Genomic DNA, 20,124 nt, shown 5'->3' on the forward strand with positions numbered 1-20,124 from the left:
CTCAAGCCGCCGAGACACGCTGCAGGAACTGATGCATGGCCGTCTCGAGTTCCTCGGCCTTGCCTTCCAGCGCCGTGGTCGAGGCGAGTACAGCGGTCGCGACCTCATGGGTCTGGTTGGCCGAGCCGCGGATGTTGTTGGTGGTCTGCGCCAGATATTCGGTGCCGGTCGCCACCTCGGCGATGCTGCGGCTGATGACATGGGTCATCTGCCCCTGCTCTTCCAGCGCTCCTGCGATCGAGAGCGTCCGCTCATCCATGTCGGCCATGCCGGCGGTCAGCTTGGCGATGGTCTCGACCACGCCTGCCGTCGCCTGCTTGATCTCGCTGATCTGCCCGGCAATGTCCTGCGTCGCGATCGCCGTCTGGTGCGACAGGCTCTTCACCTCGTTGGCGACGACGGCGAAGCCCTTGCCGGCGTCCCCGGCGCGGGCCGCCTCGATCGTCGCGTTGAGCGCCAGGAGATTGGTCTGCTCGGCGATGCCCCGGATCAGGGCGACGATGCCGTCGATGCGCTGGACCGCCTGATCGAGCAGATCGACCGAACCGGCAGTCGTTCGCGCGCTGCCGTTCATGTCGGCGACCAGCGCCTGGGTGGTGGCGAGCTGGCGGTCGATCGCCGTGATCGCGGTCGAGAGCTGCTCCGTCGCGGTGGCGACCTCCGAGACGTTGCGCGAGGATTCCTCCGAGGTCGAGGCCACGGCGGTGACTTCGCCATTGGCGATGTTGGCGATCTCGTTCAGCGAGGCGGCGCGTTCCTTCAGATCGCGGATGTTTCCCAGCACCGTGTCGAGCGTGGCGAGGAACTGTGTGTTGAAGCCGGCGACGATGTCCTTCGTCGCCTTGCGGCGGGCGGCTTCGCGCTCCATGTCGCGCAATTGTGCCTGATGCAGTTCCTCGGCCTGGGCGGTGGCGTCGTCGCGCGCCTGTGCAGCCATGTCGCCCGCTGCCGCGAGCGTCCTGGCCTGCTGCCGCGTGATCCAGAGCAGCAAACCCAATTGGGCGACCATGCAGGCGAGGAACAATGCCTCGTCGCGCAGCGAAAGATTGGTCCCGGACAGGAGCATTCGGAGCAGAGGGGCATGGCCGAGTGCCAGGATCGTGGTAGCGACGAGCGGCTGCCAGGCACACCAGCCGGCAGAGAGCGTCAGCATGATCAGCAGCACCGCATCGCTGGCCTCATGCCAGCCAGGGCCCTTGAGCGCAAAGGTGAAGGCGAGGGCGCTGCCGGCGGCGCTCAGTGACAGGATGATCTGCGTCGCCACGCCGGTCGGGTCGCGCCGCCAGGCCAGGGTCGCGAGCGCGGCCAGCCCGACCGTGAGCAGCAAAGGTGGCAGCGGCTCGACGCCGCCGGTTGCGAACGAGGCCAGCATCGTCGCCGGTGCGAAAAGCCAGAGCAGCAGAATCAAAGCTCCGCCGACGCGCAGCCGCAGCTGCGTCAGATAGATTTCGGCGGAATCCGTGTGCATGCGGGCGGTAGCCTGTGAGCGCGCGATCCGGGGATGGCTGCTGGCAAGCCTATCCCCCTCGGGCAGTTTGTCTTCTCACGCTGAATTTTCGCTTAACCGGCCTCGCACGCACGACCGCGCCGGCGGTCTGCCGGGCTTGCGCGCTTGTCCTATCGGCGCCGGAAGGGCTTGGCTAAGCTCGCGGCAGTCCTCCCAGCCGGAAGCCCGATCATGACCGATACGACACAGGAAGAAGCCCGCGTCCTCGCCTGGCTCGGCGAGCGCAAGCAGGCGATGGTCGATCTGCTGCGCGAGATGGTCGACACCGATTCAGGCTCCTACGACAAGGCGGGCGTCGATCGGGCCGGGCAGGTGCTGGCCCGCTTCCACGAAGCGAACGGGCTTTCCGTCGAGATCGTGCCGGACGCCCGCTATGGCGACGCGGTCAAGGCGCGCCTGCCCAACCCGACCGCCAACGATCAGCGGCCGGTCCTGCTGCTCGGCCATCGCGACACCGTCTTCCCGGAGGGCGAGCCGACGCGCCGCCCGTTCACTATCCGGGATGGGCGCGCCTATGGGCCGGGGGTCGCCGACATGAAGGCCGGGCTCGTCATCGAGGCCTTCGTCGCCGCCGCCTTCGCTGCCAATGGCGGCCTGAAGGCGCCGCTGCTGATGCTGACGACCAGCGACGAGGAGATCGCCTCGCCGTCCTCTCGCCCGGTGATCGAGGCTGCGGCGCGCGAGTCCCGCTGCGTCTTCAATGCCGAGCCGAGCCGCCTGCCGACGGGTACGGAGTACGGCCGCGACCACAAGCAGTCGATCACATCAGGCCGCAAGGGCGGCGTCTTCATGCGGGCCGAATTCCTCGGCAAGGCGGCCCATTCCGGCGCGAACTACGAGAAGGGCGTCTCCGCCATCGTCGATCTCGGCCACAAGATTCCCGCGTCTGCAGGGGCTGACAGACCTTACAGCCGGCGTCACCGTCAATGTCGGGCTGATCGGCGGCGGTCAGACCGTGAACACGGTCGCGCCGTCGGCCTGGTGCGAGATCGACCTGCGCTACAAGACGCCGACGCAGCGCGAAGAGCTGGTCGAGGCGATCCGCGAGATCATCGAGACGCCGGTGGTCGAGGGCACGTCGGCTAAGCTGATCATCAAGGGCGAGTTCTATCCACTGGAGCAGACGCCGGATTCACTGCTGCTTTACGATACCTATCGCGAAGCGGCGGCGGGCTTGGGCATCGCCGTGACGGCGGAATACACCGGCGGCTGCGCCGATTCCGGTTTCACCGCGGCGCAGGGCTGCCCGACCCTGTGCAGCGTCGGCCCGGTCGGTGGCATGGCGCATACGCCCGACGAGTTCCTCGAGGTCGAGAGCATCGTCCCGGCGGCGCAGACGCTGGCGCTCGCGGTGATGCGGACCGCGGCCAGGATGGAGTGAGGCTGGAACCACGTCATGCTCGGGCTTGACCCGAGCATCTCAGGCCGGAGAGGGCGCAGACCGGTGCGATCTCGTCACGAGATTCTCGGGTCTGCGCTTCGCTTCGCCCGAGAATGACGCGGTAAAAGAAAAGGGCACCGCTTGCGTGGCGCCCTTGTTTTTTGAACTAGCAGACGCTCAGTTCAGCGCCACCCCGGCAGGCCGGCTTTCGCGTCCCGCCGGGAACTCGCCCAGCATTAATCCCGCAGGGCCGACCGTGACCGGCACGCTCTCGCCGTCGCGGATCGCGCCCGAGAGCAGCAGCTCCGCCAGCGGGTCCTGCACCGACTTCTGGATCACGCGCTTCAGCGGGCGCGCGCCATAGGCGGGGTCGTAGCCCTTCTCCGCCAGCCAGTCGCGGGCCTCCTCCGAGAGATCGAGCGTGATCTTGCGGTCGACCAGGAGCTTGGCGAGCCGCGCCATCTGGATGTCGACGATCGCGCCCATGTCCGAGCGCCGCAGGCGATGGAACAGGATGATGTCGTCGATCCGGTTCAGGAACTCCGGCCGGAAGGCATGGCGCACCACGCCCATCACCTCGTCGCGCACGGCGTCGCTGTCCTGGCCTTCCGGCTGGTTCACCAGGTACTCCGAACCGAGGTTCGAGGTCATGATGATCAAGACGTTGCGGAAGTCGACCGTGCGGCCCTGGCCGTCGGTCAGGCGCCCGTCGTCGAGCACCTGCAGCAGGACGTTGAACACGTCCGGATGCGCCTTCTCGACCTCGTCGAACAGCACGACCTGATAGGGCCGGCGCCGGACGGCTTCCGTCAGCGCGCCGCCTTCCTCGTAGCCGACATAGCCGGGAGGCGCGCCGATCAGCCGGCTGACCGAGTGCTTCTCCATGTATTCCGACATGTCGAGCCGGACCATCGCGGTGTCGTCGTCGAACAGGAACGACGCCAGCGCCTTGGTCAGCTCGGTCTTGCCAACGCCAGTGGGGCCCAGGAACATGAACGAGCCGATCGGCCGGTTCCGGATCCTGCAGGCCGGCGCGGGCGCGCCTGACCGCCTTGGAGACGGCCTCGACCGCCTCCGCCTGGCCGACGACGCGGTTGGCGAGACTTTGCTCCATGTGCAGGAGCTTCTCCTTCTCGCCTTCCAGCATCCTGTCGACCGGCACGCCGGTCCAGCGGCTGACGACCTGCGCAACATGGTCCGGCGTCACCGCCTCCTCGACCATGCCGGGCGCATCGCCCTTGGCCTCGATCTCGGAGAGTTGCTTCTCGAGCTGCGGGATTTCGCCATAGGCGAGCTCGCCGGCCCGCTGGTACTCGCCCTTGCGCTGGGCCTGTGCGAGCTCGTTGCGGGCGTTGTCGAGCCTGGTCTTGATCTCCGCCGCCTGACCGAGCTTGTCCTTCTCGGCCTTCCAGGTCGCGGTGATCACGGCCGAGCGGGCCTCGAGCTCGGCGAGCTCGGATTCGAGCCGCCTCAGCCGCTCCTTCGAGCCGGCATCGCTCTCCTTCTTCAGCGCCTCCTGCTCGATCTTCAGCCTGACGATCTCGCGGTCGATCGAGTCGAGTTCCTCGGGCTTGGAGTCGACCTGCATGCGCAGGCGCGCCGAGGCCTCGTCGACGAGGTCGATCGCCTTGTCGGGCAGGAAGCGGTCGGTGATGTAGCGGTTCGACAGCGTCGCGGCTGAGACCAAAGCCGAGTCGGTGATGCGCACGCGGTGGTGCTGCTCGTACTTCTCCTTCAGGCCGCGCAGGATCGAGATCGTATCCTCGACCGAGGGCTCGTCGACGAAGACGGGCTGGAAGCGCCGCGCCAGCGCCGCGTCCTTCTCGACATATTTCCGGTACTCGTCGAGCGTGGTCGCGCCGACGCAGTGCAGCTCGCCGCGGGACAAAGCGGGCTTCAGCAGGTTGGATGCATCCATCGCGCCGTCGGTCTTGCCGGCGCCGACCAGGGTGTGCATCTCGTCGATGAACAGGATGACGCCGCCGGCCGCGGCAGAGACCTCGGAGAGCACGGCCTTCAGCCGCTCCTCGAACTCGCCGCGATATTTCGCGCCGGCGATCAGCGAGCCCATGTCGAGGGCCAGCAATTCCTTGTCCTTCAGGCTTTCCGGCACGTCGCCATTGACGATGCGCAGTGCGAGGCCTTCGGCAATGGCGGTCTTGCCGACACCAGGCTCGCCGATCAGCACGGGATTGTTCTTGGTACGCCGGCTCAGCACCTGGATGGTGCGGCGGATTTCCTCGTCGCGGCCGATCACCGGATCGAGCTTGCCGTCGCGTGCCGCAGCGGTGAGATCGCGTGCGTACTTCTTCAGCGCATCATAGCCCTGCTCGGCAGAGGCCGAGTCGGCGGTGCGGCCCTTGCGGATCGCCTCGATCGCGGCGTTGAGACCCTGCGGCGTGACACCGGCCTTGGCCAGGATCTTGCCGGCCTCGTTGTCCTTCTCGATCGCCAGCGCGAGCAATAGCCGCTCGACCGTGACGAACGAGTCGCCGGCCTTGTCGGCAGCCTTCTCAGCCGTGTCGAAGACGCGCGCCAGCGCGGGCGTCAGGTGTAAGCTGTTGGCGCCCGCGCCGCTCACCTTGGGGAGCTTGGCAAGGCCTGCGTCGACCAGCTGTTTAGCCTGCCGCGACTGTCCGCCGGCCCGGTCGATCAGGCCGGAAGCCATGCCTTCGCTATCGTCGAGCAGTGCTTTCAGCAGATGCTCGGGCGTGAACTGCTGATGGCCCTCGCGCATCGCAATCGTCTGCGCGGCCTGCAGGAAACCCTTCGCCCGATCCGTATATTTCTCGATGTTCATTCAGTTGCCTCCGCCCGCCGGTCACGCCCCGAAGCGACGGGAGCCGGCTGCCTTTCATGGGATAGGGCCCCCTCGAGCCCGTCCCGATCGGCTTGCTTCGCAAGTCGATCGGGAAAACGGTCTCGATCTTTAGATGGGAGACGGATTCACCGATCAGGCTGAGTCAGCCTGATCGGATCCGGCTCCCGCGGGCAGCCCTTCGCCTGAAGAGATAGTGTTGCTTTCGCGCAACGGAAGGGGGATCACGCAGCTTTCGCATTGACCTTCGTCAGGGGGCGCGGCCAGCCTGCTGCATGATCGGCACCAAGCGGCAACAGGCGATTCGCAAAGCGCTGCGGGCGCTCGCACCGGGCATTCCGCTGCTCGATGCCGAGGCGGTTCTGGCGCTCGCCGGCCGCGTGCAGATGAAGGCACTGCCGCCGTCGACCGCGCTCTGGCTCGCGCTCGGCAGCCATGTCCGGCACAGCCATACCGACTACGACAGTCTGCTCGCCGAAGGCTATGAGCGCGATGCCGCCCGCTTCTTCGTCGTCGACGCGATCGATGACGTGCTCTCGAGCTGGGGCTGCCAGCGCTCGATTGCCGAGGAGGACGTGGAAGAGGGCGCAGAGCAGCCGCATTGATCGGATCGATGCAATCCTTTCATCGACCGTGATGGCTGCGGCGGTGGCGTCGTGGTGTCCGGCATGGCACTTTCCGCCCCTTCGCAATCGGAAGGGCCGAGTCTATGCGTGTCGCTTCGCTGTATCGCTATCCGGTCAAGGGTCTGTCGCCCGAGCGGCTGAGTCTGGCCGAGTTGCCGACCGATGGCTATTTCCCCGGCGACCGCCTCTTCGCCATCGAGAATGGTCCCTCCGGCTTCGATCCGGCCGAGCCGGTGCATCAGCCGAAGATCAAATACCTGATGCTGATGCGCAATGAATCGCTGGCGCGCCTGCACACCCGCTATGACGATGGCAGCGGCGACCTCGTCATCGGCCATGACGGCGCGGAGACGCGGATCGCGATCGGCGCGGCGACGGGCCAGGAAAAACTCGGCGCCTTCTTCAAAGCCTTTATGCCGGATGAGTTGCGCGGCGAGCCGCGCCTGCTCGCGGCGCCGGAGGGGTATCGCTTCACCGATTCACGCTCTGGCTTCGTCTCGATCATCAACCTCGCCAGCGTCGCCGATCTCGAGACTCGGCTCGGCCTGCCGGTCGATCCGCTGCGCTTCCGCGGCAACATCATGGTCGAGGATCTGCCGGCCTGGGCCGAGCTCGATCTGGTGGGGCGCGAGCTCACTGCGCCGTCGGGCCTGCGCCTCTCGGTAATCAAGCGCATCGAGCGCTGCGCCGCGACCAATGTCGATCCGGCCACGGGGATTCGCGACCTGCAGATCCCGAAGGCGCTGATGAAGGGCTATGGCCACGTCGATTGCGGCATCTATTGCCGGATCATCGCCGGCGGCGCGCTGGCCGAGGGCGAGCGCCTGACCCTGGTCGAGGCCAGCGAGCCGGCGGCGCTCGGCGTCGCCTGAAAAGAGAGAGGGCCCTTTCGGGCCCCCTCTACACGATCCTGATGTCCCAAGAGCCGGATCCGATCAGGTTGAATCAACCTGATCGGAACGGGCTCTGGGCGGGATCACTCGGCCGGGGGCTCGCCACCATCGCCGCCGAGCGCATCCATCACCTCGCGCGGCGAACGCCGCCGGGGCGCCCGGCGCTTGGGCTTCTCGCCGGCTTCGGGCGCGCCCTCTGCTGCTTCCGCCGGAGCGGCTGCTGCGGCCACCGGAGCCTTGGGCTCCTCTGCGATCGCGATCGGCACGCGGGTCGGCGTGGTCAGGAAGGCCGGGAGCGCTGCCGCGACATCCTGCTCCTCGTTGGCCTTGCTGACCCGGGCCTCGTCACGGTCACGGCGCGAAGGACGCTCGCCGCGCGGCGGACGATCCTGGCGCTCTTGGCGCTCCTGACGCTCGACGCGGTGCTCGCCCTGATTCTGGACCGGCGCGATGTCCGGTTGCTCGGCACCGGGCTGAGCCTCGGGGCGCGGAGCATAAGAACCGCTCTGGCCTTCGGGCCGATCAAAGCGACGCTCGCCCCGGTCCTGCCGCTCGCCGCGGTCCGGACGGTCACTACGATCCGGGCGGTCGTTCCGGTCGAAGCGGCGCTGGCCGTTGCGGTCGAAATTGCGCTCAGGGCGGTTGGGCCGGTCGAAGCGTTGGCCGTTGTTCTGGCCGTTTTCGCCGTCCTCGCCCTCTTGGCGTTGGCCGCCCTGGCCCTGGCCGCCTTGGCCCTGGCCGCCCTGGCCCTCTTGGCGCTGGCCGCCCTGGCCGTTCACGCCGTTGCCGTTGTACTGGCGCTCGCCCTGCTGCTGGCCGCCCTGGAAGATGGCCTCTTCGTCGCCTTCTTCCTCGCCGTCATCAGCGTCTTCGACGAAGGCGCGGTTCGGCTGGAAGCTGTGGCCGAATTGCTGGGTCATCTGCTCCTGGGCAGCGAGCAGGATGCGATAATAGTGCTCGGCGTGCTGGAAATAATTCTCCGCCGCGACCGGATCGCTGGAAGACTGCGCATCGCGAGCGAGCTGGAGATACTTCTCCGCCACGTTCTGTGCCGTGCCCCGGACCTTGACGTCCGGACCGTTCGACTCGTAGCTGCGCTGCAGCGGGTTGGGAGACTTACGGTTTCCGCTATTATTATTGTTGTTGTTGCTATTGCTGTTGTTGCTACGGCCGCGCATGCGCCGGTTCTGACCTGGTCTCATTCGCGTCTGTCTCGCGTTCCGTTCATTCAAAACAACCTGAGGTCGTCATGCGCGTCGTAACACGCGGCGGGTTGCAACGCCGTGCGTAAGAAATCCGACCTGAAAGGGCTCTGCGCCGATATGGGTCTTCACGCGCTCTTTCCAATGGAGCCTTACCGGCTCCCCCTCCGAACGGCTGTCCCGCGCATTCGGAGTCTTCGGTCTCGCTATGTCAGTAACGTCGATTCTGGCAGTGATCCGAAGGCTTGGTCTGCTTTGCAGGGCCCAGCCAAAGGTCATGTGCTGTCGACACTGTCTTCAAGACCATGCGTGCATAGCTGGTTTTGCGGCTGCTTCCAAGCAAATTCGCGCAACTTGCTGTGCACGGTTCAAGGGCTATGCCTGAAGACGAGGGCACGAATATGGCCGCCGAGATCGCGGTGGGAGTGAAGGTGACGCAAGCCGGCCTGCTCCATCAGTGCGGCGACTGCGGACTCCTGTCCGGCGCCGATCTCCAGGATGGCATGGCCGCCGGGCTTGAGATGGTCCGGCAGCGCTGCGGCGAGCGCGCGATAGGCGGTGAGCCCGTCGAGCCCGCCGTCGAGGGCAAGATGCGGATCGTGCTCGCGCACGTTCCTGTCGAGCTCGGCGATCTCGTCGCTGGCGATGTAGGGCGGATTCGACAGGATGAGATCGAAGCGCTCCTCCACCCCGTCGGTCCAGTCGCCCTGACGGAAAGTGGCGCGCTCGGCGACGCCGTTGCGGGCGGCATTCGCCGATGCGGTCGCGACCGCGTCGGCCGAGAGGTCGATGCCGAGCCCGGTCGCCTGCGGAAACTCGCGCAGCGTCGCAATCAGCAGGCAGCCTGTGCCGGTTCCAAGATCGAGCATCCGCAGCGGCTCGTGCCGGCGAGCGGCGAAATGGATAAGCGCTGCCTCGATCAGGGTCTCACTGTCCGGCCGCGGTTCCAGCGTTCCGGCGGAGATCGCGAAGTCCAGACCCCAGAATTCGCGCGCGCCGAGGATGCGCCACAGTGACTCGCCGGCAAGTCGTCGTCTGAGCGCATCATTCAGCCGCGCAGCTGTCATCTCGTCGAGCCGGTCTCCACTGCCGGCCAGATCCTCGATCAGAATCCGGGCCTCGAAGGTGAAGTCGACGATGCCGGCGCGCTTCAGCACGAGCGCAAGCGCTGCCCTGGCAGCGGACACAGTTTCGCCCGCTGCTGGGAAGGCAACGGGCGCGGTCTCGCTGGATGGTCCGTCCGTGCCGGTCAAGTCTATCCTTGGCCGGCACGCGGCCGGTCAGTTGCCCTGCATGCCTTCCTGGACGCAGGCGTTCATCTTGATCCGCAGCGCGGACTTGCTTTCCTTAGCCCCGCGGAACTGGCGCTGACAATCGCGCCGCGCCTGCGATTCCGTCTTGGCATTGTGAAGCGTTGCCGGCTGACCGCTGAGGACCTTCTTCGCGGTCCGTTCCTGAGCGCCTACGGAAACCGGCGCAAGGGCGACGGCGGCGGCAAGGGCGATCGCGCTGAACAGAACTTTCATCTCTCTATCCTCCCCATGAAAACATTCGGTGCATCCAGAACGCGCGAGAGTGGCGAAGGTTTCACACGCGGCCCTGCTCGGCGAGCAGCTCGGCCTGGCGCTGCGCCGTCAGCGCGTCGATGACCTCGTCGAGGACGAGCCCCTGCATCATCTCGTCGAGCTTGTAGAGGGTCAGGTTGATGCGATGGTCAGTGATCCGCCCCTGCGGGAAGTTGTAGGTGCGGATGCGCTCCGAGCGGTCGCCGGAGCCGACCTGCGAGCGCCGGTCGGCCGAGCGTTCGGCGTCGGCGCGGCTGCGCTCCATGTCGTAGAGCTTGGCCCGCATCAGGTCGTAGGCGCGTGCCTTGTTCTTGTGCTGCGAGCGCTCGTCCTGAACAAGGACGACGATGCCGGTCGGAATATGAGTGAGGCGCACGGCCGACTCGGTCTTGTTGACGTGCTGGCCACCGGCGCCCTGGGCTCGCATCGTGTCGATGCGCAGGTCCTTCTCGTCGAGCGTGACGTCGACCTCGCCGGCGAGCGGCAGCATGGCGACGGTCGCAGCCGAAGTGTGGATGCGCCCGCTCGCCTCGGTGTCCGGAACACGCTGCACCCGGTGCACGCCGGATTCGTATTTGAGCCTGGCATAGACACCTTTGCCGGCGATCTCGGCGACGACTTCCTTGAAACCGCCCATCGTACCCTCGCTCTCCGTGAGGATATCGACGCTCCAGCCCTTGCCGGCAGCATAGCGCTGATACATGCGCAGCAGGTCGCCGGCGAAGAGCGAGGCCTCGTCGCCGCCGGTGCCGGCCCGGATTTCGAGGATGACGCCGCGCTCGTCGGCGGCGTCCTTCGGCAGGAGCGCGATCAGGATCTCTCTCGCGCGCGTCTCGATCTCGGTTCTGGAGGCATCGCGCTCCTCATAGGCGAGATCACGCATCTCGGCGTCGGTCGCCGGATCGTCGATCAGCGCGAGCGCCTCTTCGAGCCCGCCTTGAGCCTTGCGCCAGGCTGCGATCGCCGCGACCACGGGATCGAGCTCGGCGATCTCCTTCGACAGTTCGACGACGCGTACCGCCTCGGTCGCATGGTTGATGGCGTCGCTGGCCGCAGCATGGCGGGCGACGATCGAGTCGAGGCGGTCTTGCGGAAGCTGGAGCGACATGATGCGGGAACAATCTGAACGGAACTGGGGCGGGTGCAGGCCAGGGATGCCTCGCTAGACCGGCACCTTCATCTCGGTGGCGAGGGCTGAGAGCAAGGGGCGCAGGCTGGCGGCGCCGTCGGAGGAGCCGAGCCAGGCGTCGAGGCGCTGGCGGGCCTTGCTGGCATCGAGCGCGCGCAGCATCGCTTTCACCGGGCCGACCGAGGCGGCCGACATTGAGAACGAGCGGTAGCCGAGCGCGATCAGCGCCAGCGTCTCGATCGGCTTTCCGCCCATCTCGCCGCAGACGGTGACGGGGCAATCCGCCTTCCCGGCCTCATCGACGATGCTGCGCAGCGCCCGCAGGCCCGCCGCGCTCAAGGGGTCGAAGCGGTCGGAGACGCGTTTGTTCTCGCGATCGGCCGCGAACAGGAACTGCATCAGGTCGTTGGTGCCGATCGACAGGAAATCCGCCTCGCGCGCGATCTCCGGCAGCTCGAACAGCAGCGACGGCACCTCGACCATGACGCCGAGCTTGAGGCTGGTCGGGCCCTGGCGGCCGTCGCGCTCCAGCATGGCGACTTCGCGCCGAACCAGAAGGCGCGCCCGCAGGAACTCGTTCACCGTCGCGATCATCGGCAGCATGATCTTCATGTCGGAGCCGGCCCCGGCGCGCAGCAGCGCCCGGACCTGGCCGCGCAGCAGCCTTGGCCGGTCGAGGCCGATGCGGATGGCGCGCCAGCCCAGCGCCGGGTTCTCCTCGTCGATCCGCTCCATATAGGGCAGCACCTTGTCGCCGCCGATGTCGAGCGTCCGGAAAGTGATCGGGCGGCCGTTCGCCACCTTGAGCACGGCGCCGTAGAGCGCCTGCTGCTCGGCCGTGGTCGGCATGTGCTGCGCCACCATGAACTGCAGCTCGGTGCGGAAGAGACCGACGCCCGAGGCGTTGGTCTCGTCGAGATTGGCCATGTCGACGAGGAGGCCGGCATTGATCTGCAGCTGGATCTCGACGCCGTCCTTGGTCACCGCAGCCTGCGTCTTGAGCTTGCGGTACTGCTCCTGTTTGCGGGCGCGCAGGCGCGCCTTGTCCTTGTAGGCGTTCTCGACATCCGGCTGCGGCCGGATCTGGACCTCGCCAGCCTGGCCGTCGACGATGACGGCGTCGCCGGCCTGGATCAGCGCGGTCGCATTGGCGATCTCGCCGACGGCCGGAATGCCGAGCGCCCGTGCCACGATCGCGATGTGGCTTGTCGGGCCACCTTCCTCGAGTACGACGCCGCGCAGATGCCTGCGATCATAGTCGAGCAGGGCTGCCGGCCCCATCGAGCGCGCGATCAGGATCGCGTTCTCGGGCAGGTCCTCGCGGGTGACGCCATTGGACTTGCCGACCAAGGTACGCAGCAGCCGATTGGCGAGGTCGTCGAGGTCGTGCAGGCGCTCGCGCAGATAAGGATCGGTCTGGCGCAGCATCTTGGCGCGGGTGTCCGACTGCACGCGCTCGACCGCAGCCTCGGCGGTGAGGCCGGTCATCACCACCTCGCGCATGCGCCGGAGCCAGCCCTGGTCGTGCGCGAACATGCGGAAGGTCTCGAGTACGTCGCGGTGCTCGCCGGTATGGGCGACGTCGCCGCGCTCGATCAGTTCGTCGATGGCGAGCCGCATCGTCGCGATCGCGGCTTCCAGCCGCTGCACCTCGCGACCCGGATCCTCGGCGATCAGATTGGTGATCGCGACGCGTGGCTCGTGCAGCACGGCATGGCCGAGGCCGACGCCGTCTGCGAGCGTGGTGCCGATGCTGTGGATCGGCCGGTCGAGACCGATGGTCGCGCCGGGCTTCGACAGCGCCTTCAGGCCGCCGGCCGCGATCATCTCGGCCATGATCATGGCCGTGGTCTGCAGCGACTCGACTTCGTCCTCGCTGTAGAGGCGCGAAGCGCGGTTCTGCACCACGAGCACGCCCATCACCGCGCCGCCGCGCAGGATCGGCACGCCGAGGAAGGAGCGATAGATTTCTTCGCCTGTCTCCGGCCGGTAGGAGAAGGCCGGGTGCGCCTGCGCGTCCGAGAGCGCGAGCGGTTCGGCGTCGCTGGCGATCAGGCCGACCAGGCCCTCGCCGGCGCGCATGGTGGTGAGGTGGACCGCTTCGCGATTGAGGCCTTCGGTGGCGTAGAGCTCGAGCGAGCTGTCTTCGCGCAGGACATAAACCGAGCAGACCTCGGCCACGAGGTTTCCGGCGATCACGACGACGAGTCGGTCGAGCCGCTCTTGCGGACTGACCGGCGCCGCCATCACCTCGCGGAGACGGCGCAGCAGCACGCCCGATCCCCCGAGTGCGCCTCGCATCAAGAAAGCCCTCCGCCCGCCTCCTCGGCCATGTCAGCCGAATACCCCCAGCAGACCTGACACCGCAACCGCTGAGTCGCAAGCACAAGCCGGGTTCCGTCTCTCACTTTGAGATCGAGACCCGGTTTCCGATCGGCTTGTGGCGCACGCTGTTCGTAACGGGCTCCGGCGAGGAGCTTCTAGCCAGCCGAGGGAGCGTTGGGCAAGGCCCGCGCACGCACAGGGTCGAACTTGCCATGTGGTGGCCGGTGGGCGTGGGAGTGCATACTGCCACGGGCGGGCTTGGTGGGGCTGCCCGATTTGCGTGTGCTGCGCAGCGGTTTCGGCCGTCCCGGTGGCACGATGTCGCCGCTCGGGATATCGAGGCCGGAGAGGGCGGCGAGATAGCGCGACGTCCACCATTCGATGTCGGTCGAGGAGATCGTCGCATAGAGTCGCTCGAAGCGACGCAAGCGCTCCGACTTCGGCATGGCGAGCGCGGTCCGGATCGCTTCGGCCACCTCATGCGTGTCGAACGGGTTGACGATCAGCGCTTCGCCGAGCTGGTGCGCCGCACCGGCGAAGCGCGAGAGGATCAGCACCCCTGGATCCTCGGGGTTTTGCGCGGCGACATATTCCTTGGCGACGAGGTTCATGCCGTCGCGCATCGGCGTCACCAGCCCGACCTGGGCACGCCGGTAGAGGCCGGCGAGGGCGCTGCGCGAATAGGCCTTCTTGACCACGCGGATCGGCGTCCAGTCGAATTCGCCGAGCGCGGCGTTGAGCCGGCCCGCGACCTCGTCCGACATGCGGTCGAGCTCGGCATATTCGGGCACGTCGCTGCGCGAGGGCGGCGCGATCTGCAGCAGGCCGACCTTGCTGCGATGTTCCGGGTGGTTGCGCAGAAAGGTGCCGAAGGCCTCTAACCGCTGGACGATGCCCTTGGAATAGTCGAGCCGGTCGACGCCGATCACCAGCTTGCGGTCGCCGAGCGGTGCGGTCGTCGCCCGTACCGGCTGTGTCACCGCTCGCATCGACGCGACGGCGAGCTTGCGGAAGGCCTCGACATCGATGCCGATCGGGAAGGCCTGCACCACCGCCTCGCGCTGGCCGGCCTTGACCCGGTTGCCGTCGCGCTGCGCGCCGCAGAGCGCCACCATCCCGCCGATCAGGTTCGCCACGTCGTTCTGGGTCTGCATGCCGATCAGGTCATAGGCCGCCATCGTGCTGATCAGCGTCGAGGAGAAGGGCAGGGCGCCGAACACTTCGGCCGGCGGCCAGGGAATATGATGGAAATAACCGATCCGATTGGTGACGCCGCGCCGGCGTAGCTCGGCCGCTAGTGGAATCAGGTGGTAGTCGTGGATCCAGATGATGTCGTCAGGCTTGAGCAGCGGGAGCAGCAGCCGTGCGAAGCGACGGTTGACGCCGAGATAGCCGGCATAGTCGTTGCGGGTGAACTCGGTCAGGCCGAGCCGATAATGCATCAGCGGCCACAGCGCCCGGTTGGCGAAGCCGAGATAGTAGCCCTGGCGCTCGGCCTCGGTCAGATCGGTCACGGCATAGCTGACCTTGCCGTGCGTGACGGGCTCGACGCTGGTTGGAGGCTCGGCGCTGGTCGCTCCGCTCCAGCCGAACCAGAGGCCGCCATGTTGTTCGAGCGCCGAACGCAAGGCGACCGCCAAGCCACCTGCCGCCACCTTTTCGCCACGTTCTGGCATGGTGACGCGGTTGGACACGACGACAAGACGCATATTGCCTCACTTTTGCTGACGCTTGCCACCGGGGCGCGGGAACAGAACGCGCGGGCAGGCGTAATGTTTCGTGTGCACACCCGGCCTCCCGGCCGGATTCGCGTCGCCGCCGTGACCGGATCATGGCGGGCAGGTGCCAAACTGAACCGCGAATGTGGCGATGAGGGGACCATCTCCCGATTGTCGTCCTTTCGCCCGTTTCGCCTTCTAATCAGGCCGTCATGTCCCAGATGCTGAGTCCCGAGATCGCCGAGCCCCCCGCGAAAGCCGCTGCCCAGACCGGGCAGATCGCGCTCTTTCTGGATTTCGACGGAACCCTGGTCGAGATCGCGCCCTCGCCGGAGGATGTCCGGATCGACCGGCGCCTGCCGGGCGCGCTGGATGTCTTGCGCCAGCGGCTCGGCGGTGCGCTGGCGCTGGTCTCTGGGCGCCCCGTGGCGCTGCTCGACGAGATGATGGCGCCCTATCGCTTCGACGCCGCCGGCCTGCACGGCGCCCAGGTTCGCCTGGGCAGCGTGGATGCGCCGGTCGCGGCCCCTGCCGGATCGCTTCATGCCGCGCTCCGCGCCATGGTCCGCTTTGCCAACGCCCATGTCGGCGTCATCATCGAGGACAAACGCCAATCGATCGCGCTGCATTGGCGGCTTGCGCCGGCGCTTGCCGACGAGGCGCTGGCGCTGATGGAAGGCATCGCCGCCGAAATCGGTCCGTCCATGCGCCTGCAGCGCGGCAAGGCGGTTGCCGAGCTGGTTCCGGCGGGGGGCGAGCAAGGGCGGCGCCATCACCTGGCTGATGCAGCAGGAAGCCTATACCGGCCGCACGCCGGTCTTTATCGGCGACGACATCACTGACGAGGACGGCTTCGCCACGGTGAATGCGGTGGAAGGACTGTCCATCCGGATCGGCGGGGGAGAGACCTGTGCCCGCCATCGTCTAGCTTCGCCGACGGCGCTGCACCATGTACTTCTGGCGGCCGCAGACGGCGGCGACCTGACACTCGAAACATTTCTCCAGAACTGACTTCAGGAACAGGCATGACTGTGACGACCACCGCCTCGCCGCGCGTCGCTTCGCTCGATCTCGGCGTCATCGGCAATTGCTCGATCGCGGCGCTGATCGACCGGCGCGCCCGCATCGTCTGGGGCTGCTTTCCGCGCTTCGACCGCGACCCGGTCTTTTGCTCCTTGATCGACAACCAGATCGAAGACGGCGATGCAATGCCGAAGAAGGGTGTCTTCGCCATCGAGATGGTCGGCATGACCCGCTGCGAGCAGAGCTATCTCGACAACACGGCGATCCTCTCCTCGGTACTCTCCGACGACCAGGGCAATGCGCTCGAGATCCTCGACTTCGCGCCGCGCTTCGTCCGCTTCGAGCGCTTCTTCCGGCCGCCGCAGCTGGTGCGCCGCGTCCGCCGCATCTCCGGCCGGCCGCGCATCCGCGTCGTGGTCAAGCCCTGCCTCGGCCTCGGCGAGGAGCCGGACGAGATCACGCGCGGTTCCAATCACGTCCGCTTCGTCGGCGCCGATCAGACGATCCGCCTGACCACCGACGCGCCGATCTCCTATGTGCTCGAGAGCATTCCCTTCGCGGTCGAGAAGCCGTTCTCGTTCTTCATCGGCTCGGACGAGGCGCTGCGCGCCGAGATCGAGACGACCTCGCGCGAATTCCTCGACAAGACCACCGACTATTGGCGCGACTGGGTCCGTTCGCTCTCGATCCCGTTCGAGTGGCAGCGCGAGGTCATCCGCGCCGCGATCACGCTGAAGCTCTGCTCTTTCGAGGAGAGCGGCGCCATCGTCGCGGCGCTGACCACCTCGATCCCGGAGGCGCCGGGCACGCAGCGCAACTGGGATTATCGCTTCTGCTGGCTCCGCGACGCCTATTTCGTCGTCCACGCCCTCAACCGCCTCGGCACGACGCGGACGATGGAGGACTATCTCGGCTTCATCACCAATATCGTCGACACCTATTCGGAGAGTGGCGCCGAGCATCTGCCGCCGCTCTATCCGATTACCCGTGGCGGCGAGTTGCGCGAGTTCGAGGTGCCGAACCTTGCCGGCTATCGCGGCCACACGCCGGTACGCGTCGGCAATGGCGCGGCGACGCAGATCCAGAACGACGGCTATGGTGCGGTCGTGCTCGCCGCAACCCAGTCCTTCTTCGATCGCCGCCTGATCCAGCCCGGCAAGGAGGCGCTCTTCGCCCAGCTCGAGCGCATGGGCGAGCGCGCCGTCGAACTGTTCGACAAGCCCGATGCCGGCCCTTGGGAGTTGCGCGAAAAGCAGGTCGTGCATTCCTTCTCCAGCGTGATGTGCTGGGCGGCCTGCGACCGGCTCGCCCGCATCGCCGGAACGCTCGGTCGCGCCGATCGCAAGGAGTTTTGGCGCGGCGAGGCCAAGCGCCTGAAGGGCATCATCTCCGACCGGATCTGGAACCAGGAGAAAGGCCATTTCGTCTCGACCTTCGACGGGGCGGATCTCGACGCGACCCTGTTGCTCATCGCCGAGCTCGGCTTCGTCAAGCCCGAGGATCCCCGCTACATCGCGACGGTGGAGGCGATCGGCCGCGATCTCGGCCGCGGCGATTTCATCCTGCGCTACGGCACCGAAGACGATTTCGGCTTCATGCACACCGGCTTCCTGATCTGCGCCTTCTGGTATGTCGATGCGTTGCATGCGATCGGCCGCAAGGACGAGGCCAAGGAGCTGTTCGGCCGCATCCTGACGCGGCGCAACAGCTTCGGCCTGCTCTCGGAAGACGCCGATTTCGAGACCGGCGAACTCTGGGGCAATTTCCCGCAGACCTATTCGATGGTCGGGCTGATCAACTCGGCGATGCGGCTGAGCAGGAATTGGGAAGAGGCGTTCTGAAGCAAAAGGACGTCATTCTCGGGCGGAGCGAAGCGCAGACCCGAGAATCTCATGACGCGAAGACGCCATCGGAGCCTCTTCCGGCCTGAGATGCTCGGGTCAAGCCCGAGCATGACGTGCTCTACCCCCGCTTCAGCAAAAACACCGCCTGTGCGCCGAAGAGGTTCCAGAACCACCAGGGCGCGCTGACGCCGACCCTGCCGCCGGCGACGTCGAGCGCGACAGCACGCTCCTTTTCCGCGCCCACCGTATCGCAGAGCGCGACGAAGTCGCGGATCGTGCAGAAGTGGATGTTGGGCGTGTCCCACCAGGCATAGGGCAGGGAATCGGTCACCGGCATGCGGCCGAGGAAGAAGACCTGGGTGCGCATGCGCCAATGCCCGAAATTCGGGAAGGAGACGATGGCGCGCCGGCCGATGCGCAGCATGTGCTCCAGCACAAGGCGCGGATTGCGCGTCGCCTGGATGGTCTGCGAGAGGATGACGTAGTCGAACGAGTCATCCGGGTAGTCGGCGAGATCGGTGTCGGCATCGCCCTGGATCACCGAGAGCCCGCGCGCCACGCAGCCGGCGACGCCCTCGCGTGAGAGCTCGATGCCGCGTCCGTCGACGCCGCGCGTCTCGGCGAGCAGCGACAGCAACTCGCCGTCGCCGCAGCCGACATCGAGCACGCGCGAACCCGGCGTCACCATCTCAGCGACGAGGCGCAGGTCGATCCGGTTGGTCTGGGTATCGGCCAGCGCCATGCTCAGATCCCCCTGGCCCGCGCCGCGGCGCCGATGAAACCGCGTGTCGTCGCGAACAGGTTGGGCTCCTCCAGCAGGAAGGCGTCGTGACCCTTGTCGCTTTCGAGCTCGACGAAGGAGACCGACGCGCCGGCAGCATTCAGCGCATGCACGATGGCGCGCGAGTCGGTGGTCGGGAACAGCCAGTCCGAGGTGAAGGAGGCGACGCAGAAACGCGTCCGCGTCCCGGCGAAGGCCTTGGCCAGCACGCCGTCATGGTCGGCGGCGAGGTCGAAATAGTCCATCGCCCGCGTCACATAGAGATAGGAATTGGCGTCGAAGCGCTCGACGAAGCTGATGCCCTGGTAGCGCAGGTAACTCTCGACCTGGAAATCCGCGTCGAAGGTGAAGGTCGGCGCGCTGCGCTCCTGCAGCTTGCGGCCGAACTTGCGGTGCAGCGCCGGCTCCGAGAGATAGGTGATGTGCGCGCCCATGCGCGCCACCGAAAGCCCTTTCGAAGGCCGCGTGCCCTCGTCGAGATAGCGGCCCTGGCGCCAGTCCGGATCGGCCATCACCGCCTGCCGGCCGACCTCGTGGAAGGCGATGTTCTGGGCCGAGTGCTTGGCGGCGGTGGCGAGCGGAAGCGCCGAGAACACCCGCGTCGGATAGGTCGCCGCCCATTGCAGCACCTGCATGCCGCCCATCGAGCCGCCGGCGACGCAGAACAGGCTGTCGATCCCTAGCGAGTCGATCAGATGCGCCTGCGCCCGCACCATGTCGCGGATCGTCACCATCGGGAAGGACAGGCCCCAGGGCTTGCCAGTCGCAGGATCGGTCGAGGCCGGACCCGTCGTGCCCATGCAGCCGCCGAGCACATTGGCGCAGATCACGAAGAAGCGGTCGGTGTCCACAGGCTTGCCCGGCCCGATCATCGCGGTCCACCAGCCGCCCTTGCCGGTGACGGGATTGCGGCTCGCGACATACTGGTCGCCGGTCAGGGCGTGGCAGACCAGCACGGCGTTGGACCGAGACGCGTTCAAAGAGCCATAAGTCTGATAGGCGATCTGCCAGTGCTCCAGCGTCGCGCCGGAATCGAGCTGCAGCGCCTTGTCCGGCCCGAACCGGGCGAGCAGGCTCGACGGCTGGTTGGCTTCGGCCAGCGGGTCAGCGAGGAGTTCGGGAACTTGCGTCCGGTTCGGCATTCGGATTTGTCTTGTCGCCCGGTCCGTTCGTAATAGCGGACATTACCGATGGCGCGGCTCTTCCCGCCTGTCAACGCAGCGATGCGTGGCGAGCGCTTTGCCAAGGCGGCCTGGCGCGCGTAAGAGGCTTTCGAACCTCAGCCCTCATCCTGAGGAGCGATCCGCAAGGA

At 66.9% G+C, this 20,124-nt stretch carries 15 protein-coding genes and 2 pseudogenes; 7 read left to right on the forward strand and 10 right to left on the reverse strand.

Annotated elements, in window-relative coordinates; translation table 11 throughout:
• Position 1 precedes the first annotated feature (1 nt).
• Entirely contained in the window at positions 2-1,468 is a 1,467-nt protein-coding gene (locus QO058_RS21975; RefSeq protein WP_284168358.1) for a methyl-accepting chemotaxis protein, read from the reverse strand.
• Between the two features lie 294 nt (positions 1,469-1,762).
• Here QO058_RS21975 and QO058_RS31190 point away from each other — a divergent pair.
• Both QO058_RS31190 and QO058_RS31195 read left to right on the forward strand, forming a co-directional pair.
• Positions 1,763-2,176 (forward strand): annotated as a pseudogene (locus tag QO058_RS31190) (M20/M25/M40 family metallo-hydrolase); the annotation flags it as partial.
• Positions 2,177-2,462: 286 nt separating this feature from the next.
• Positions 2,463-2,888 (forward strand): M20/M25/M40 family metallo-hydrolase, encoded by a 426-nt coding sequence (locus tag QO058_RS31195; RefSeq protein ID WP_347975479.1) that lies wholly within the window; start codon positions 2,463-2,465, stop codon positions 2,886-2,888.
• Positions 2,889-3,065: 177 nt separating this feature from the next.
• Here the strand turns inward: QO058_RS31195 and clpB are convergent.
• Positions 3,066-5,688, reverse strand: a pseudogene (gene clpB, locus QO058_RS21985) (ATP-dependent chaperone ClpB).
• Positions 5,689-5,981: 293 nt separating this feature from the next.
• Here clpB and QO058_RS21990 point away from each other — a divergent pair.
• Together QO058_RS21990 and QO058_RS21995 are read left to right on the forward strand one after the other, a co-directional pair.
• On the forward strand, positions 5,982-6,311 hold the full coding sequence (locus QO058_RS21990; RefSeq protein ID WP_284168359.1) for a DUF2293 domain-containing protein: 330 nt from the start codon (positions 5,982-5,984) through the stop codon (positions 6,309-6,311).
• Positions 6,312-6,415: 104 nt separating this feature from the next.
• On the forward strand, positions 6,416-7,204 hold the full coding sequence (locus QO058_RS21995; protein ID WP_284168360.1) for an MOSC domain-containing protein: 789 nt from the start codon (positions 6,416-6,418) through the stop codon (positions 7,202-7,204).
• Positions 7,205-7,308: 104 nt separating this feature from the next.
• Here the strand turns inward: QO058_RS21995 and QO058_RS22000 are convergent, their stop codons facing one another.
• From QO058_RS22000 to QO058_RS22025, 6 genes are all read right to left on the reverse strand, one after another.
• The gene (locus QO058_RS22000; RefSeq protein ID WP_284168361.1) at positions 7,309-8,403 is read right to left on the reverse strand and encodes a DUF4167 domain-containing protein; all 1,095 of its coding nucleotides are present in this window, start codon (positions 8,401-8,403) and stop codon (positions 7,309-7,311) included.
• Between the two features lie 392 nt (positions 8,404-8,795).
• Positions 8,796-9,614: a peptide chain release factor N(5)-glutamine methyltransferase gene (gene prmC, locus QO058_RS22005; RefSeq protein ID WP_284168362.1), complete on the reverse strand. Its 819-nt coding sequence runs from the start codon at positions 9,612-9,614 to the stop codon at positions 8,796-8,798.
• Between the two features lie 93 nt (positions 9,615-9,707).
• Positions 9,708-9,953 (reverse strand): hypothetical protein, encoded by a 246-nt coding sequence (locus QO058_RS22010; protein ID WP_284168363.1) that lies wholly within the window; start codon positions 9,951-9,953, stop codon positions 9,708-9,710.
• Between the two features lie 61 nt (positions 9,954-10,014).
• Positions 10,015-11,100, reverse strand: coding sequence for a peptide chain release factor 1 (gene prfA / locus QO058_RS22015; protein ID WP_284168364.1), 1,086 nt, complete (start codon positions 11,098-11,100; stop codon positions 10,015-10,017).
• A gap of 54 nt (positions 11,101-11,154) precedes the next feature.
• Entirely contained in the window at positions 11,155-13,422 is a 2,268-nt protein-coding gene (gene ptsP, locus QO058_RS22020; protein ID WP_284168365.1) for a phosphoenolpyruvate--protein phosphotransferase, read from the reverse strand.
• Positions 13,423-13,601: 179 nt separating this feature from the next.
• Positions 13,602-15,155: an alpha,alpha-trehalose-phosphate synthase (UDP-forming) gene (locus QO058_RS22025; protein WP_284168366.1), complete on the reverse strand. Its 1,554-nt coding sequence runs from the start codon at positions 15,153-15,155 to the stop codon at positions 13,602-13,604.
• Positions 15,156-15,376: 221 nt separating this feature from the next.
• Between QO058_RS22025 and otsB the strand changes: the two genes are divergently transcribed.
• From otsB to QO058_RS22035, 3 genes are read left to right on the forward strand one after another with little or no spacing between them, the layout of a single operon-like run.
• The gene (gene otsB, locus QO058_RS22030; RefSeq protein ID WP_347975481.1) at positions 15,377-16,006 is read left to right on the forward strand and encodes a trehalose-phosphatase; all 630 of its coding nucleotides are present in this window, start codon (positions 15,377-15,379) and stop codon (positions 16,004-16,006) included.
• Positions 15,948-16,175: a trehalose-phosphatase gene (locus QO058_RS31200; protein WP_347975483.1), complete on the forward strand. Its 228-nt coding sequence runs from the start codon at positions 15,948-15,950 to the stop codon at positions 16,173-16,175. The genes otsB and QO058_RS31200 overlap by 59 nt, the downstream gene beginning before the upstream one ends.
• A 14-nt stretch (positions 16,176-16,189) precedes the next feature.
• Positions 16,190-18,028 (forward strand): glycoside hydrolase family 15 protein, encoded by a 1,839-nt coding sequence (locus QO058_RS22035; protein ID WP_284168367.1) that lies wholly within the window; start codon positions 16,190-16,192, stop codon positions 18,026-18,028.
• A 121-nt stretch (positions 18,029-18,149) separates the two neighbouring features.
• On the opposite strand, the gene metW is transcribed toward QO058_RS22035, so the two are convergent.
• Positions 18,150-18,773: a methionine biosynthesis protein MetW gene (gene metW, locus QO058_RS22040; protein WP_284168368.1), complete on the reverse strand. Its 624-nt coding sequence runs from the start codon at positions 18,771-18,773 to the stop codon at positions 18,150-18,152.
• 2 nt (positions 18,774-18,775) lie between these two features.
• Entirely contained in the window at positions 18,776-19,954 is a 1,179-nt protein-coding gene (gene metX / locus QO058_RS22045; protein ID WP_284168369.1) for a homoserine O-acetyltransferase MetX, read from the reverse strand.
• Positions 19,955-20,124: the final 170 nt, after the last annotated feature.

Source organism: Bosea vestrisii (genome assembly GCF_030144325.1).
GTDB lineage: Bacteria > Pseudomonadota > Alphaproteobacteria > Rhizobiales > Beijerinckiaceae > Allobosea > Allobosea vestrisii_A.